Annotated in this window: 19 protein-coding genes, 1 tRNA gene and 1 other RNA gene; 9 read left to right on the top strand and 12 right to left on the bottom strand. The window is 46.1% G+C overall.

Annotation, left to right across the window (positions count from 1 at the left end; genetic code table 11):
- Positions 1-8: 8 nt before the first annotated feature.
- Complete coding sequence (gene fghA, locus ACLWNV_RS17210; protein WP_413585680.1) at positions 9-845, bottom strand: S-formylglutathione hydrolase; 837 nt, start codon at positions 843-845, stop codon at positions 9-11.
- A gap of 9 nt (positions 846-854) precedes the next feature.
- Complete coding sequence (locus ACLWNV_RS17205) at positions 855-1,964, bottom strand: S-(hydroxymethyl)glutathione dehydrogenase/class III alcohol dehydrogenase (RefSeq protein ID WP_413585679.1); 1,110 nt, start codon at positions 1,962-1,964, stop codon at positions 855-857.
- Positions 1,965-2,059: 95 nt separating this feature from the next.
- Here ACLWNV_RS17205 and ACLWNV_RS17200 point away from each other — a divergent pair, with 95 nt between their 5' ends.
- The 5 genes from ACLWNV_RS17200 (at position 2,060) to ACLWNV_RS17180 (ending at position 5,271) form a co-directional block, all read left to right on the top strand.
- Positions 2,060-2,959, top strand: coding sequence for a LysR substrate-binding domain-containing protein (locus ACLWNV_RS17200; protein ID WP_413585678.1), 900 nt, complete (start codon positions 2,060-2,062; stop codon positions 2,957-2,959).
- Between the two features lie 186 nt (positions 2,960-3,145).
- Positions 3,146-4,249, top strand: coding sequence for a winged helix-turn-helix domain-containing protein (locus tag ACLWNV_RS17195; protein WP_413585677.1), 1,104 nt, complete (start codon positions 3,146-3,148; stop codon positions 4,247-4,249).
- Between the two features lie 13 nt (positions 4,250-4,262).
- A complete protein-coding gene (locus ACLWNV_RS17190) occupies positions 4,263-4,814 on the top strand; it encodes a hypothetical protein (protein ID WP_413585676.1) in 552 nt (183 codons plus the stop codon).
- Between the two features lie 76 nt (positions 4,815-4,890).
- Positions 4,891-4,966, top strand: a tRNA-Val gene (locus ACLWNV_RS17185).
- Positions 4,967-5,100: 134 nt separating this feature from the next.
- Entirely contained in the window at positions 5,101-5,271 is a 171-nt protein-coding gene (locus ACLWNV_RS17180; protein ID WP_413585675.1) for a hypothetical protein, read from the top strand.
- 29 nt (positions 5,272-5,300) lie between these two features.
- On the opposite strand, the gene ACLWNV_RS17175 is transcribed toward ACLWNV_RS17180, so the two are convergent.
- On the bottom strand, positions 5,301-5,720 hold the full coding sequence (locus ACLWNV_RS17175; protein WP_413585674.1) for a hypothetical protein: 420 nt from the start codon (positions 5,718-5,720) through the stop codon (positions 5,301-5,303).
- Positions 5,721-5,981: 261 nt separating this feature from the next.
- On the opposite strand from ACLWNV_RS17175, the gene ACLWNV_RS17170 reads away from it, so the two are divergent.
- Together ACLWNV_RS17170 and ACLWNV_RS17165 are read left to right on the top strand one after the other, a co-directional pair.
- Entirely contained in the window at positions 5,982-6,740 is a 759-nt protein-coding gene (locus ACLWNV_RS17170; RefSeq protein ID WP_413585673.1) for a L,D-transpeptidase, read from the top strand.
- 92 nt (positions 6,741-6,832) lie between these two features.
- The gene (locus tag ACLWNV_RS17165) at positions 6,833-7,468 is read left to right on the top strand and encodes a hypothetical protein (protein WP_413585672.1); all 636 of its coding nucleotides are present in this window, start codon (positions 6,833-6,835) and stop codon (positions 7,466-7,468) included.
- Positions 7,469-7,552: 84 nt separating this feature from the next.
- On the opposite strand, the gene ACLWNV_RS17160 is transcribed toward ACLWNV_RS17165, so the two are convergent.
- The 8 genes from ACLWNV_RS17160 to ffs form a co-directional block, all read right to left on the bottom strand.
- On the bottom strand, positions 7,553-7,951 hold the full coding sequence (locus ACLWNV_RS17160) for a hypothetical protein (protein WP_413585671.1): 399 nt from the start codon (positions 7,949-7,951) through the stop codon (positions 7,553-7,555).
- Positions 7,952-8,020: 69 nt separating this feature from the next.
- Positions 8,021-8,557, bottom strand: a complete 537-nt coding sequence (locus ACLWNV_RS17155; protein ID WP_413585670.1) for a 4'-phosphopantetheinyl transferase family protein — start codon at positions 8,555-8,557, stop codon at positions 8,021-8,023.
- 19 nt (positions 8,558-8,576) lie between these two features.
- Positions 8,577-9,548 (bottom strand): quinolinate synthase NadA, encoded by a 972-nt coding sequence (nadA, locus tag ACLWNV_RS17150; protein WP_413585669.1) that lies wholly within the window; start codon positions 9,546-9,548, stop codon positions 8,577-8,579.
- A 109-nt stretch (positions 9,549-9,657) separates the two neighbouring features.
- The gene (locus ACLWNV_RS17145) at positions 9,658-10,251 is read right to left on the bottom strand and encodes a GTP-binding protein (protein WP_340598011.1); all 594 of its coding nucleotides are present in this window, start codon (positions 10,249-10,251) and stop codon (positions 9,658-9,660) included.
- On the bottom strand, positions 10,251-10,865 hold the full coding sequence (gene recR / locus ACLWNV_RS17140; protein ID WP_413585668.1) for a recombination mediator RecR: 615 nt from the start codon (positions 10,863-10,865) through the stop codon (positions 10,251-10,253). Before recR ends, ACLWNV_RS17145 begins: the two co-directional genes overlap by 1 nt.
- 21 nt (positions 10,866-10,886) lie before the next feature.
- On the bottom strand, positions 10,887-11,210 hold the full coding sequence (locus ACLWNV_RS17135; RefSeq protein WP_413585667.1) for a YbaB/EbfC family nucleoid-associated protein: 324 nt from the start codon (positions 11,208-11,210) through the stop codon (positions 10,887-10,889).
- A 10-nt stretch (positions 11,211-11,220) separates the two neighbouring features.
- On the bottom strand, positions 11,221-13,005 hold the full coding sequence (gene dnaX, locus ACLWNV_RS17130) for a DNA polymerase III subunit gamma/tau (RefSeq protein WP_413585666.1): 1,785 nt from the start codon (positions 13,003-13,005) through the stop codon (positions 11,221-11,223).
- A gap of 29 nt (positions 13,006-13,034) precedes the next feature.
- An RNA gene (gene ffs / locus ACLWNV_RS17125) (signal recognition particle sRNA small type) lies at positions 13,035-13,133 on the bottom strand.
- A gap of 348 nt (positions 13,134-13,481) precedes the next feature.
- Here ffs and ACLWNV_RS17120 point away from each other — a divergent pair.
- Positions 13,482-13,850 (top strand): hypothetical protein, encoded by a 369-nt coding sequence (locus ACLWNV_RS17120; RefSeq protein ID WP_413585665.1) that lies wholly within the window; start codon positions 13,482-13,484, stop codon positions 13,848-13,850.
- A gap of 3 nt (positions 13,851-13,853) precedes the next feature.
- On the opposite strand, the gene ACLWNV_RS17115 is transcribed toward ACLWNV_RS17120, so the two are convergent.
- Positions 13,854-14,723, bottom strand: coding sequence for a hypothetical protein (locus tag ACLWNV_RS17115; RefSeq protein ID WP_413585664.1), 870 nt, complete (start codon positions 14,721-14,723; stop codon positions 13,854-13,856).
- Positions 14,724-14,925: 202 nt separating this feature from the next.
- On the opposite strand from ACLWNV_RS17115, the gene ACLWNV_RS17110 reads away from it, so the two are divergent.
- Positions 14,926-15,462, top strand: coding sequence for a YceI family protein (locus ACLWNV_RS17110; RefSeq protein WP_413585662.1), 537 nt, complete (start codon positions 14,926-14,928; stop codon positions 15,460-15,462).
- Positions 15,463-15,663 lie beyond the last annotated feature (201 nt).

Genomic DNA, 15,663 nt, shown 5'->3' with positions numbered 1-15,663 from the left:
CCAAATCACTAAGCTAAGAAGCTAGCATGATGTTGAATGTGACTTTCGATAAAAGTCGCTATGAAGTAGTAGCTGTGATCGTAGTCACCACGATAATTCATTTTTATCTTTTGCCCCACGCCTTCGCAGGATTTTTCAAAGTGATCCGGCAGCAGTTGTCCTTTTTGATAGAACTCATCTGCAAGTCCCTGATCGATTAAAATTTCATTGGGATGACGGGCGCCACTGCGAATCAGTTCCGTGGCATCGTATTGCTTCCACTCGTCCTGATCCTCGCCCAGGTAGCCGGTAAAGGCTTTCTTGCCCCAAGGTGCCAGCGTTGGATTTGCAATCGGAGCGAAAGCAGAGATGGATTGAAACTTACGACTTTCGCGTAAACCAATGACCAAAGCTCCGTGTCCGCCCATGGAGTGACCCATGATCGAGATTTTATTCTTAGGAATTTGAAACTGGGTTTGAATCAACTCATGCAGTTCATTCGCAATATAAGAGAACATATTGTAGTGGTCGCTATAACCATTGGTTTTAGCATCCACATAAAAGCTCGCGCCCGAGCCAAAATCATAAGATTCATGCTCGCCCGGAAGTTGTAAGCCGCGCGGGGAGGTGTCTGGGCAGATAACCATCAACTGATGCTCTGCCAGATACTTTTGGGCGCCGGCCTTGGTGATGAAGTTTTCATCTGTGCAAGTCAAACCTGAAAGCCAGATCACGCAACCCTTCACCAGGCCTGTGGGAATGTACGTGGAAAACTTCATTTTAGTTTTGGTGGACGATGATTCGTGCTCCCAAAACTGAGTTTGTCCTTCGAATGTCTTATGAGACTTGAGAAGCGTTGCTTGCACCGTGAACTCCTACATTTTAATTACGGAACGAATGCTTTTGCCTTCATGCATATAATCAAAGGCTTTGTTAATATCTTCAAGTGGCATTTCAAAAGTCACCATATCGTCGATATTGATTTCGCCAGACATATACTGATCAACATAACCAGGAAGTTCGGTGCGACCTTTTACGCCGCCAAATGCCGAACCTTTCCACACGCGGCCGGTAACCAATTGGAATGGACGGGTGGAGATTTCCTGTCCAGCGCCAGCGACGCCGATAATGATCGACTGACCCCACCCACGGTGAGCACACTCAAGTGCAGCACGCATAAGAGTAGTATTACCCACGCACTCGAACGAGTAATCAACGCCCCATTCAGTCATTTCCACGATCACTTGTTGAATTGGTTTATCGTGATTTTTTGGATTTACGAAATCAGTCGCGCCAAATTTCTCGGCCATTTCGCGTTTTGCATCGTTGATGTCGATGGCGATAATACGGGAAGCTCCCGCCATTTTTGCACCCTGGATAACGGATAGACCAATACCACCCAAGCCAAAAACTGCGACAGTCGCGCCTTTTTCAACTTTTGCAGTATTCAAAACCGCACCGATTCCTGTGGTAACACCACAACCCAGCAGGCAGATTTTATCTAGCGGAGCTGCAGGGTTCACTTTAGCCAATGCGATTTCCGGAACCACTGTGTATTCCGCAAAAGTCGAACAACCCATATAGTGATGAATCATTTTGCCATCTTTTGAAAAGCGGGAAGTGCCATCTGGCATCAGGCCTTTACCTTGAGTGGCGCGGATGCGCACGCAAAGATTTGTTTTACCGGAAAGACAGAATTTACATTCTTTGCACTCGGGAGTGTAAAGCGGGATCACGTGATCGCCTTTTTTTAAAGTCGTCACGCCTTCGCCGACTTCTTCAACGATGCCGCCACCTTCATGTCCCAGAATCACAGGGAACAAGCCTTCAGGATCTGCGCCCGATAAAGTGAAGGCGTCCGTATGACAAACACCCGTTGCTACAACTTTAATCAGAACTTCGCCCTTTTTGGGACCTTGCAGATCCACTTCTTCGATTGTTAACGGGGCTCCGGCTTTCCATGCAACAGCGGCTTTAATCTTCACGATTGACTCCTTAGGTATGAATTAATTAACAAGAAGAATTATAGAAACATAGCACCACCTTGACTAGCCCGTGAAAGGAACAATACTGTTTCTGCATGGAAACAATAAAGTCTCTCCAGGGAATCATTGCGTTCGTCAAAGTGGCCGAGTCCGGCAGTTTTTCGAAGGCTGCTCAAATTCTGGAAGTTTCAAAATCCCACATCAGTAAAAACATCCGTCAGCTGGAAAGTGATCTGGGTATCGCGTTGTTCGTGCGCTCAACCCGAAAAGTGCAGCTGACTCACATGGGTGAGCGCTATTTGCAGACTTGCAGGGATTCTTTAAAAAACCTGGATGCCGCCAGACAGGAGATACTGGATTTATCTGAAACTCCCCGGGGAAGCTTGCGAGTTACTTTGGCCGGTGTTTTTGGAGAAGACTACATTGCGCCCGTGGTGGTTGAAATGGCCAAGCGCTATCCGGAATTGAAAGTGGAACTGAATTTTTCAAGCCGGATCGTGGATTTGATCGAAGAAAAATTTGATGTGGCAATTCGTATCGGGCATCTGGAAAATTCCTCGCTGCTTGCGCAAAAGATCGCTTCTCGTTTTGAATACATTGTTTGCACGAAGGGTTATCTGACGTCGGCAGCCAAGTTAAACGAGCCAGCAGATTTGATAAATCACAATTGCATCGGTGAGCGCAGCAGCTGGAGCTTTAGAAAGCGCGGAAAAATCTTTCAGGTTCCGATTGCTGGTAATTTTAAAAGCAACAATCCCCGGGTTTTGCACAAAGCTGCTCTTGCAGGGTTGGGAATTGCCCGACTTCCCGGGTCCTATGCTTTTGAAGACATCAAGCGCGGCCGATTGGTTTCGGTTTTGGAAAATTTCAGCGAAGGCAAAAAGGATATCTGGGCTGTAACTCCGGCCCGGCATAAGCAAAACATCAATGTGAAACTCTTTATTCAGGAAGTGAAAAAGCATCTGGCAGATGAGTTCAAACACGTTCTGTTTTAGGCAACACCTTGTTGATGCGCCGAGCAAATCCCGTAAGTTGCGGGCTTAACATTAATTTACTGAAATCAATTCTCAGTATGCCTACTTTTTCAGCAACATCCCGCATCTCGCATTGACGATATCCTGACAATCTGACAGAACCTGTCGTTCCGCAGAATTTGGAAATACTTGGAGTATTAATTTCTTATGAGTCAATTCGATCGCGCCTATGAGCTCGGCAAGCTGTATTGCGATCGTGGAGAATACGGTCCCGCAACGGACCACCTCCGCGAAGCAGCTAATGGCTATTTCGCCGAGAAAAATCATTCTTCCTATCTTAAGTGCCAAACACTATTGTTGCGTATTTTTGCCGAACGCGAACAAATCGAAGAAATCAATGCCACTAAGGAAAAACTCCAAGACTTAGTTCTTAAAGAAGGCTTCGAACTTAATTCCAAAACTTATTACTTCCTTGCGGTCTGTGCTTCTTACAAAAATCAGACAGATGATACTCTTGATTACGTTCAAAAAGCGTTGTCCCTGGCTTTGGCTAACGACAACAAAGAAGACATCTGTAATGCGATCTTTGGTTTGGCGATGGTTTACTCCAACCCATCCGTGGCTCGTTATGCTGATGCACTAAAAGAGATCTATAACCTTGAAGTGTTCTTCCAGGTTTACAACTTCCCTGAATTGAAAGTTTCTGCGTTGATTCTGAATGGTAACATTCTGGCGCAAATGAAAAAGTATGAAGAAGCCATCACTGTATTGTGGAAGGCTTACGATGCTTTGAAAGAAACTCGCAACGTGGTTGCGGCGTCTTACCTGATGATTCAGCTGGGCGATGTTTACTTCGAAATGGGTGAAAAAGATCTGGCTCGCGTGTATCTGTCTTTGGCACAAAAATCCATCGACTCTGAAAACCACGTACGCCTGGCGAAAATTTCCCAGTTCTACGCTTCAAAAATCGGCGCGGACTCTCAACATAGCTACGACCTTGTGTTTGATGAGGTAAATCATGCGGTGACCGAGCGTAAGTTGGGTCGCATTGATTTCAAAAATCAGTTTATTCTTTTGGACTTATTGCGCCTGTTCGTTCAGAACCAGGGCACTATTTATTCCAAAGAATTCCTGGTCGAGAATGTCTGGAAACAGCCGTATGATCCGGCAGTACACGACAATAAGATTTACGTGACGATCAAACGTCTGCGTAAACTGATTGAACCAGATTACGAAAAACCAAAATATATTTTTAGAGCCAAAAACGGCTATTACATGAATAAAGCTGCTCGCATTCATTTCGAGCACTAAGTAGGGGATTTTCATGTTACGTCATATTTTACTAGCAGCTCTTTTGATCTTCTCCAGCGTGGGTCATGCTAATCCTTCTCAAGAGGAAGGTGGCATCATTCCAACGGGGGACAATCGTCCGATTCCGTGGCCATGGTCTGCGGCTCAACCTTTCCCATGGGATGATATCCAGGGATTGTGGAGAGTTGAACAGGATGACTATGTGTCTTACTTCGCATTCAAAGTTGTGAAGGAAAAAACCAGCGGTGGTCGTCAGCTTATGGTCAGACAAATCGACGGTGAAACCCGCCGAGTATTGGCTGAAGGCGTGGGCTTTGAACGCGAGAAAATTATCCTGGCGCAAATGACCAGCTGTGGTGGTTCTACTTATAGATTGAAGCTGACTTCTTTCAATCTTGAGAATTCTCCGCAGCCTCCGGGCTTGGGTAATCTCTACAAAAACTCTGTTATGGTTCTGTCATTGGGTAGTTTGGAAGCCAGAACTACCAGTGAAATGATCCACTTACAGTTGTCTAAGGTTTCATCACGTTTCCGCTTCTCGCATGAAACGTGCGTGTCTCACTAGAATTTTATTAAAAAAATAAAAAAAGATATTGCAAAGTCAGAAGGACGCAGATAAACATAGGTCCTTCTTGACCAATAGGGAGTTAGCTCAGTTGGTAGAGCGCCACCCTTACAAGGTGGATGTCGCAGGTTCGAATCCTGTACTCCCTACCAAATTTTCCCAAGCCCGAAAGCTTGGGATTTTTTTTGCCTAAATTAAACCGCCCGTGAGGCGGTTTTTTTATTTGTGTTAGAGGTCAAATACTCAAATACCGGAACTAGTTTTAGAATGTAGCTGGAGGTGTTTGATGGCGAATCAACCAGATAAACCTGGCAGAAAAATTCCTGTAGAAAATCCGAATAAGCGTGATCCAAGAAGGGACACTCCTGAGATCGATCCAAACCCAAGCAAGGTGCCGGAGATTGATCCTCAGCCAGGAGTTCCTGAAAAGAAACTGCCCCCAGATCCTATGATGTGATTGAGGGCTTTAAGCGAGTAAGTAACTTGTTATTGGCAGCGGAAATTTAGTTCGTAGACGTAGCCGTTGCCTAAAGCTCCACGAGCAACCGATCCACCCAATCCTGCAATGCCACCCACTGTGGATTCAGTTTGTCCACCCATTGCCCAAATCGCTCCACCTGCAGCTTGTGCAACTTTGGATGCTGTTTTGGCTTTTTGATAAGTCGCCTCGTCCATATTGCCTTGGTATTTTGATCCTTCATTTACGATCATCGGCATTTTGCCCGTTTGTTTGCAGTAGTCTTCAGCTTGCGACATGGCGTCTCTGTAGCCGGCTTCTTTGTCTTCGATATTTAAAAGAACTTTGTGGTCGCCGTTTGCGCTGGGTCTAACATCACGGTGATGTGCGCAGCCAAATCCGAATGCAGTGATAGCAAAAATTAAAACCAAGCGATTCATTGTTTTCATCGATTCTTCCTTTGATGGAATTTGTTATCTGACATTCTATTCGTGGAAATCGACACAGGGTAGGGTGTTGACGCGAGGCCTCAACGCTGAGGTTCGCTTGGAGTTTTTCGAAACAATCTTAAAAGATATTAACTTTAAGTGTGCGAAGTATGGCGATTTGTTCCAAACAGCACAAAACTAATGATTTCCAACGGCACCTAAGTTATCTGACTCCCGAGACGTAACTTGAATGAAAGTTCGTAAAGTTTTTAAGGAGTGATCATGAAACTATTGTTGGCAGCGCTTTTGGCGTCCACTTTCTCTTTTGCGGCTTTTGCGCAATCTATCCAGGAAGAACAACCTCTAAAACTTTCCAAGCGCGAAGAAGCTGCTAAGCGTTTGATGGTTGAAGATTCTTACGAAGCGCCACAAGGCATTCTTTTTAACGAAGCTGCATATCTAGCTGGTGATACAGACTACAGCGATTACACAAACGTGATCGTGATCAATAAAGCGGCTCGCGGCCCGGGCGCTCAAAAACTTCGTCTTTACACAAACCGCCGTTTGGTTTTGACGACAAACGTATCCACTGGAACAGAGCAGTTGGAATACATCGGAAAATTCAAAGGTATCGTAAACGGTATCTTCAAAGGTTCCCGTGAATCTCACTGGAGACACACGACTCGCGGTTTCTACAATATCAAACGCGTATACGACTATAACTACCGTTCAGGCGAATCCAAATTCATGATGCCTTACGCGATGTTCTTCAATGATAAGCGCGGTTTGGCAATTCACCAGGTTCCACCAGACATCGTTGGCGGTGAAGCAAATGGCGTTGCTGCCTTGGGTTCTCGTGCATCCGGTGGTTGTGTTCGCGTTAAATCTGGTCCAATCAACATGATCCACGATGCTGTTGTTAGCGCCGACAAAGGCCACATGCCAGTGATCGATAGCAGAACAGGCCGTCAGGTTTATGAAAACGGCAAGCCGCAAACTAAAGTGGGCTTCCGTTCTATCGTGATCGTGGAAGAGTACTAATCGCGTCTTGACCCGTTCGATTAAGAGCAATAAAAAGGCTGAACCTGTGGGTTCGGCCTTTTGTTTTTTGGGAACCACTGGTGGAGTCTTATATGGTTTTAAATGATCTTGTAAAAGTGCCTGATGAACAACGCGATCACCAATGGGAGATTGATTTCTTCATGGCGATCACTTCTGGCAAAGTAAAACTGATGCTGGATGCACCTCAACAGGGTCCGGATGGCTGGCCATATATGCTGACGGAAACATCTTCGGATGCTTCCGAGCCAGCAAACAAAATCATGCAATGGGCAGCACTAAAAGGTGTGGGCTTGGCAGTAAATCCGCAAAAGAATTATCCAGACTACGTTTTCACTTACGGCATGCTTTGGCATTTCAAAGAAACAGGATTGTTCTACCGCACGGCTGATGAAGCTCCGGTGGGAGTGGTGGAGTTGGAGCAAGGTCAGGCGCTTCATGCGGGCGATGCGTCCCCGCAGTACTTGCCAGCTTATGTTCGTAACATCATCAAGGAATTCTTCCGCGACCAGGCGGTATTGCGTCCGCGTATTTTGGTGATGAGCCAGGATCGTAAGAACTATGATTTGGCATTTTCTTTAGAGTCTTTGGGTAACCCACCACAAACTGAACATCAGGGAATTGCAGAGGCGTTGAGCTGGTTCCTGCCGCCGCATTATTCGATCGTGTTGGTGTCAGAGATGGGGCTTCCTAAGTTCTACGATCTATAAGATTGTTGGATTTAAAATGAGAGAATAAAAAAAGGGAATCCAACCGGATTCCCTTTTTATTTTCATATGCAATAGAGCGCAAAACTATTCTTCTTCCAACTCTCCTGGAGTCGGCAAAAGATCCATTAAACATTCTCTCCAGTATTCCGGAGCGTCTTCGCTATAGTCGACGGCGATGTGGAAACCTTTTTTACCCAGCAGTTTCGTTCTTTTGATAACACCGGAAATTTCCAGATTCATTTCATCCAGATGCATGAAGATTCGATCTCCAATCAGCACATCCAGAGTCAGATTTTTTCTTAGCGCCGTGGGAATCAGGTCTTCTCTTTTAACCAGTAAAAGCAGACCGGTTGATGAAGCTTCCACGATTTCGCAATTTTTTGCGATCTTTGCGAAATCATCCAGCGATGTCATGTACGATACGTGAATCGGTGTGACTTCCTTGCGTGGAGCAATCCGTTTGTTAGCAGCTGTGTTTCCCATTTTTACCTACCTTGCTCTTAAGGAACTTGCATATGAGCTATTAAACTCTTCGGCAGGACCGGACCAAAGTTAAAGGTTCACGCAGAAAAATCCAAAGCAAAATTTCTGCTGGTGGAAACACACGCCAGCTCCTTCAGACGGGACTTGATGTTCAGAGTAATCAAGCAGTGTGAATGTCTCAAATTGGGATGCATTTTTTCGCCAATTTCCTACAGAAAAACCGGAAAGAACCGAGGGCTGTTTGAAGGGGCGCAGTGCTTTAAAGCACGCTTCTTTGGCAGTCCATAGGCTTGCCGCATTCGGAGCTGATGTGAACTCCTGTGGCGACGTTATGCGCTTTACAACTCTGTCTGCAATGCGCTCGGCGTGTTCGATATCAACCCCTACAGCGTGTGCAGAAGTGACCAGAATTCCCATTCCGTTGGTGTGCGCGATACTTGAGTGCAGGGGAGTTTCAGAATTTAGAATAATACGATCACGGTGGGCATGAATCAGACTGCGGTGATCGGGATTTTGACTGCCCCATTCTTCGTAAGCAAAGACCTGCAGGTCAGGGCAGTTCAGATGTGTTCGCAAGGACTCTAACATCATTTTATCAATGATCATGTCAAAGTCCTTCCGGCAATTACAGATTGAATTGGGATGGCCACTGAACGGCTTTGCCGCTGGTGATATCCATCATGCGATCCAGGGAAACTTTAGCTTCCAGGCGAAGTGCCTCTGGCAGATTCACTTCCGGTTTCAAAGTTTCCAAAGCGCGTTTGATTTTTTCCATGTTGTTCATCTTCATGTAAGGGCAGTCGTTGCACTTACAACCCTCATCAACAACTGGCGCCTGAATGAATGTGGCATCAGGACGGCGTTTTTGCATTTGATGGAAAATACCAGTTTCAGTCGCCACGATAAATTTCTTATGTGGTTGCGAAGAAACGGAATCCAGCAAGTGCTGAGTGGAGCCAATGATATTTGCATAAGCCAATACCGAGTCATCACACTCCGGGTGAGCCAAAATCAAAGCGTCGGGATGCTCTTTAATAAGTGCAGCCAGGCGATTGGCATTGAACAGCACGTGCACTTCGCAAGAGCCATTCCAGAATTCCATTTCGCGATTTAGTTTTTTAGATAACCAACGACCCAAGTGTTGATCCGGGCCGAACAGGATCTTGCGATCTTTAGGAATCGATTCAACAATCTGTGCCGCATTGGAGGAGGTGATGATCACATCAGAGATGGATTTAACTTCGGCAGAGGAATTGATGTAAGTCACCGCGATACCTTCGCGATGTTGTTGGCGCCAAGCCAGGTACTTATCGTAAGGAGCGCCCTTAACCAAAGAACAAGTGGCCTCAAGTTCCGGAACCAAAACTGTTTTTGTGGGATTCATGATCTTGACTGATTCAGCCATGAACACAACACCCGCAAGCAAGATGACCTGCTCTTTTACTTCCTGTCCCTTTTTAGCCAAAAAGAAACTGTCACCGACATAGTCGGCTACATCCTGAATATCACCATCTTCATAGTAGTGAGCCAGAACGACAGCGTTCTTTTCTTTTTTCAGTCTTTGGATTTCAGCAGCAACATCATAACTCATAGTCATTACCTCGCCCGGGCAATACGCCTTGGTATGAAAGGCCATTATACGCCTATTAGGTGCGACATCCTATAGCACAGCAGTGCCTAGGTCGTAAGGAAAATCTGAATATGAACTAGAGTGTAGTTCCGCCCTTAAGGACGTTGATAATGGACTTGGAAGCGGTTTTTAGGGACTCAAACACGCCTTTACCTTCAGAGGCGCAGCCTTCGATTTCCGGCGCGTTGTAAGGGTTTAGGGCGCTTCTCATCTCGGCCAAAGAAGCCACGTTGGGAAGATCGCGCTTATTGTATTGCATGATCAATGGGATCTCGCGGATGTCGTAACCTTGTTGCTCAAGGTTCGTTTCCAGGTTGCGAAGAGATTCCAAGTTTTCGTCCATACGCTCGATTTGCGAGTCTGCGACGAAGATTACGCCATCAAGGCCTTTTAGGATCAGCTTGCGGGAGGCATCGTAAACCACTTGTCCTGGAACAGTGTAAAGGTGGAAACGGGTTTTGAAACCACGGATCTCACCGACGTTCAAAGGCAGGAAGTCAAAGAACAAAGTACGCTCAATGTCCGTGTTCAATGCCACAAGCTTGGATTTTTGATCCTCAGCCGTTTTTTGATAAACCCACTGAATATTTGTCGTCTTACCGCCCAATGAAGGGCCGTAGTACACGACTTTGCAGTGAATCTCTTTGGCATTGTAGTTAATAAAGGACATTACAGCTCCACTCTATTTTGCAGGGCACGACCCATAGTTCTATCATCTATGAAATCGATGTCGCTGCCAATAGGAACTCCATGGGCAATGCGAGAAAGTTTCAATCCTTTGCCTTGAAGCTGCTTTGCCAGGTACAAAATCGTCGTATCGCCCTCAAGATCTGCGTCCAATGCCAGGATGATTTCCTTGATCACGGGACCGTCACCACGAATGCCGGCGTCCACGCGCTCGATCAACTCATGGATTTTCAGTTCTTTCGGACCAATGCCTTCCAGCGGAGAGATCGCCCCATGCAAAACATGGTAGCGGCCGCGGAACGCACCCGAAGATTCGATGCGCATGATATCGGAAGGTTCCTCAACCACGCAAAGTGCATCGTCGGCACGGTGGGAGTCATTGCAGTAACGGCAAAGATCCGCATCCGTAAAGTTATAGCAGCGAGGGCAGTCATGAACCTCGGCACGCACACGAAGAAGAGCTTCACTTAAACGCTCCGGAAATTCAGTCTCGGATTTGAGAATGAAATAGGCCAGACGTTGAGCAGTCTTCGGCCCGATACCAGGCAGACGGCTCATTTCATGGACTAATTTTTCAAGAGCGGTAATGTGAAGCAAGGGATTCTCCGGTTATCTAAATTAGAACATTCCTGGAATGTTCATGCCGCCAGTGATTTTTTCCATCTCTTTGGCAGAAGTGTCGCGAGCTTTTTTAACAGCTTCGTTAGTTGCAGACATGATCATGTCCTGAAGCATTTCAACGTCGCCGTCTTTCATAACGTCAGCGCTGATTTTCAAAGAAGTGATCATGTGGTCGCCGTTAACTTTAACAGTCACAGCGCCGCCGCCAGTGCTTGCTTCGTATTCTGCTTTAGCAAGTTCTTCCTGGGCTTTTTTCATTTTCATTTGCATTTGATTGGCTTGCTTCATCAAAGCTGCCATTCCGCCGCCAAGGCCTTTCATAGGAACTCCTTTATTTCTTAGGCGAAGATTCGCCTTTAAGTTCTACGATGGATTTGATTTTGCCCTGGAATGCTTCCTGAGCTGCTTTCACCATCGGGTTGGTGGTAATCTTGTTGCGGATTTCGTCTTCAGCCAGCTGCACCTTTTTTTGTTGCAGAGCCTGAGCGGATTCGCCGACTTGATCACCCTTCATTAATACTTCAAAAGAATACCCAGCACCCCAGTACGAATCAATAAATCCTTGCAGCTTTTTACGCACCTGAGTGTCAGCCATTTGGTCCTTTAGGAAGACCAATTTTGTCGGCACTCCCAGGGTCAAAAGCTTGCCTTCCTCTTTCACGAACAGAAGGTTTTCGATTTTCGCTGCAAACAGAGCGTCATCCTGGCGAAGCAATTCCACAAAGTGCATCCAACGCTCGGTTGGATTTGCACCAGTCGCAAGTTTTGGTGGTTCAGGTTTAACTTCCTCGGCCTTTACTTCAACCACGGGCGCGGCGGGCTTTTCCACTGGTTTTTTCACCGGTGATTCAAAGGCAGATTTCATCTTCTCCAGACCCGAAGGAACTTCAGGAACGGATTGGGATTCTTTCAGTCGATGATGGCCTGGAGCTGTGGGAACTACCGGCGGAACGTAGGGCCTGGCACCACCTGCGCTGTGAGAGGCTTGGGGACCATTTGCTAAAAGCGTTTTTAGGTCCGAAAGCTTCGGCGCAGATGCCATGCGAAGCAAAATCACCTCAAGAACAATGCGAGGATCCTGGGCGCGTGGAATATCATTTCCACCTTTAAGTGCCATGTCGAAAAGCATGTGAATGTCTTCTTCAGACAGGCGTAGGGAAAGATCAGTCAAAGCCTGCAACTCGGTGTCAGGCATTTCTAAAATCTGTGCGGCTTGAGTTTCAGAAACCTTCACCAACAACAAATTGCGGATCATCTCAAGCAAATCTTGAGAGAACAGGTGAGGCTCAAACCCCGCCTTGGAGATTTTTTCGATCACAGCCAACACTGCTTGGGAATTGCGCTCTACCAAAGCTGTCAAAGTTTCAAACAACAATGCGCGATCAGTAAGACCCAGAATTTCCACCACGTTCGCACGAGTCAGTGGACCGTTTGCGAAAGTGATAACCTGATCCAGCAAACTTTGTGAGTCACGCATGGAACCATCACCCTGACGGGCGATAACCCATAGTGCTTCCTCTTCAGCAGGAACTCCTTCCTGATCGCAGATCAGTTTCAGGCGTTCTGTGATTTGGCGAGTGGTGATTCTGCGGAAATCAAAACGCTGGCAACGGGACAAAATCGTTTGTGGGATTTTGTGAACCTCTGTTGTCGCCATGATGAAGATCACGTGACCTGGCGGCTCTTCCAAAGTTTTTAGAAGGGCGTTGAAGGCACTTGTCGATAGCATGTGAACTTCGTCGATGATGTAGATTTTGTATTTACCGCTGGTAGGCATGAAGGCCACGGTTTCGCGAAGTTCACGAATGGAATCGACACCGTTGTTAGAGGCTCCGTCGATTTCGATAACGTCAACGCTGGAACCAGTCGCGATCTCACGGCAGGAATCACACGTGTTGCACGGAACGAAATTCACCGCGTTCGGGCAGCGCAAAGCTTTTGCCAGGATACGAGCTGATGAAGTTTTACCGGTACCACGAGGACCTGTGAAAAGTAGAGCGTGAGGAAGGCGGTTGTTTTTAAGCGCGTTCGCCAGTGTTTGGGTAATATGATTCTGTCCGACTACGTCAGTGAAAGATTGGGGACGCCATTTGCGTGCAATCACCTGATAAGACAAAACATTCTCCGAACTGCTAAAACAAAAAAAGTGGCCGAGCACCCCATATCACATGAACCCTCGAGTGCCGTTGCTTCCTTCCGGACCTAGCGGAGTTCGTCAAGGGAGGCATTGCATGGGACCCGGCCATGGATTGGTCTATCCTACTGGTGGGCTGGTTACATTCGATAACTCGTCGTCCCACAGAGGAAATTTTGGTGGAAAGAGGGGCTCATTTCGACCCGGGCATCCTGCCCTTGCCGCTTCCCCTTCGGGGAGGGCCTTCCGGGCCCCGCGGAGGTCTTCATGAGTCCCTCTTTCCACCAAAATTTCCTCTGTGGATGATGGTTTTCGGTAAAGGGGGTAGGAAGACTGGGGCCATGGAGAAGTGGGAGTGGGTTTTGGCTTGGTGCGTTGGTTTTTGTGTGCGGGGATGGGGTGTTATGGCTTTTCTGGGGATGGGGGAGTGGTAGGATTTTTTTATTGGAGGTTTTCTTATGAAAGCTGTTTTTGGGGTTTTGGTTACTTTGTTGGTTTCGGTTTCTTTTGCTCAGTCTATTGGGGTTAAGGATATTCCGGCGGATGGGGATACTACTATTTCTGTTAAGAAGGGATCGACTGCTGACAACAAGTATGAGGTGACTTCTGGTGAGGATGATATCGAAGGCGAAGAAGCTAATTTGATCAAAGAAGCTCGCGCTAACTGGAAGAAGGCTTGTGCCGATTGGAAGAAAGAGTTGAAGGATCTTAATAAAGACAATCAGGTTCTTTCTATGAATTGTGGCAAGATGGTTTGTTCCAAAGATGGTGTCGAGAACACTTGCAGCTCTAAAGCTACGTACAAATTGAAAATCCAAGTTAAGTAGTTGCTATTCTATCTGGGAGCTTTTGCTGCGTTCTTGGGCGAAAGCTTTCCAGGCGCGAAGATATGACTCGCTTTTGTTTTTTGAAAACAGTGGCTCGATAATTTTTTTCTGGTATTCGGCCGTGTTTACATTTTTTCTGATCAGTTCATCTACGTCGGTGATTAGCTTTTTTCCTTGTTCGCTTCTAGAGCAGGCAAAATAAGTGACCATTTCTTTTTTGGCCTCCTCAATTTCAAAAACAGCTATGTCCGTAGTGCTTAAATTGGAATGCACTTCAAGGGTCGATCTGTGGTCGATCGTATAGTCGACGCGTCCCTTGGCGATCATCGACAGAACGTTTACGGCGATAAAGTCTTGTGGATTTCTTTGTAGGTTTCCACCGTTTGAATTCTTTAGAATTTCGTCAACCTGAGGACCGTATGATCTTTCCAGGGAAATGGAACCTATGATGTCTGGGATTTGTACTAAGTCCTTTAACGATAGTGTGGTTCCGGCGAGCTTCAGTTTTTCTGCTCGTGCTTTATTTATCAAAACTACTGGCGGTGGCATCAAACCATAGGGTGTCCAATAGACATACTTCAGACGCGAACGATCCTCCAGGCAAGCCATGAAGCAGGTGTTATCGGTCTGGCGCATTTGGGCCAATATTCGGGGAACGTTTGCATCGAAAAAAGAGAACTCGTACTGAGGGTTGGTTTGTTTCAACTGGCTGAGGAAGTATCCAACATGAGTTTCCGTGTCGCTGCCGACAATTTTAATTCCGCTGGGATTCCCTATTTTAAAAGAAAGCTTTTCCGATTGCGCATTGGCTTCGCAGTCAGAGAAAGCAAGGTATGCGCTTAAGCTAAGTAGTAAAAGCTGTTTTCGATTCATCCAAATACCTGTTCCCTATTTCTATCATTCTGGATTGAGCAGGGCACGGGGGATTTTCCAGTGTTTTAACATGTTATTGGGACGGCAAAGGTCGTTGGGTACAAAAATGCAACAATGATTTGCGATACCGTCCTCTACCGAGACAATGGATTTTGGTCGATTATGTGGGAGTAGCAATTAACAAGGTCTCTAGGAGGACATTATGACTACGACAAAATGGCAAATCGACTCAGCTCACTCAAGCGCAAACTTTTCTATCAAACATATGATGATCGCAAAAGTTCACGGTGGATTTGAAAAAATCACCGGCAACCTTTCTTTGGATTCAGCAGACATCACTAAATCAGTTGTCGAGGCGACAATCGAAGCGTCCAGTATTAATACTCGCGAGGCACAACGTGATGCCCATTTGAAAAGTGCTGATTTTTTTGATGTCGAGAAATTTCCAGTGATTACATTTAAATCTAAAAAAGTGGAACAGTCTGGTGAAGATGAACTGAAAGTCACAGGCGACCTTACAATTCGTGATGTAACTAAAGAAGTTGTCCTGGAAGTTGAGGGTCCCTCAGCTGAGCATACCGATCCTTGGGGTAACACTAAAATTGGTCTGTCAGCGAAAACCAAAATCAAACGCAAAGATTTTGGTCTGAATTGGAATGCAGCTTTGGAAGCGGGTGGTGTTTTGGTCGGCGACGACGTAACGATCACTCTGGATATTCAGTTCGCTAAGAATAAATAGTTCATTAGATATAGAAATTTGTAATGCAGATGGCGGCATTTGAAGATGTCGTCATCTCTAAATAAAGATTAGTTAAGCTAACATTGAATTACTAAGATTCATTCCGATACGTTTTCTCAATCTAGACCAATGTATAAGGTTGAGACATAAATTTTTAAGTATTTACTTCAAACTCCTCAAATGATGTCATTATATTAAGTA

The organism is Bdellovibrio sp. HCB274 (genome assembly GCF_047306075.1).
Lineage (GTDB): Bacteria > Bdellovibrionota > Bdellovibrionia > Bdellovibrionales > Bdellovibrionaceae > Bdellovibrio.
Note: the sequence above shows the minus strand (reverse complement) of the source record. Positions and strands in the feature narration are given on the sequence as shown.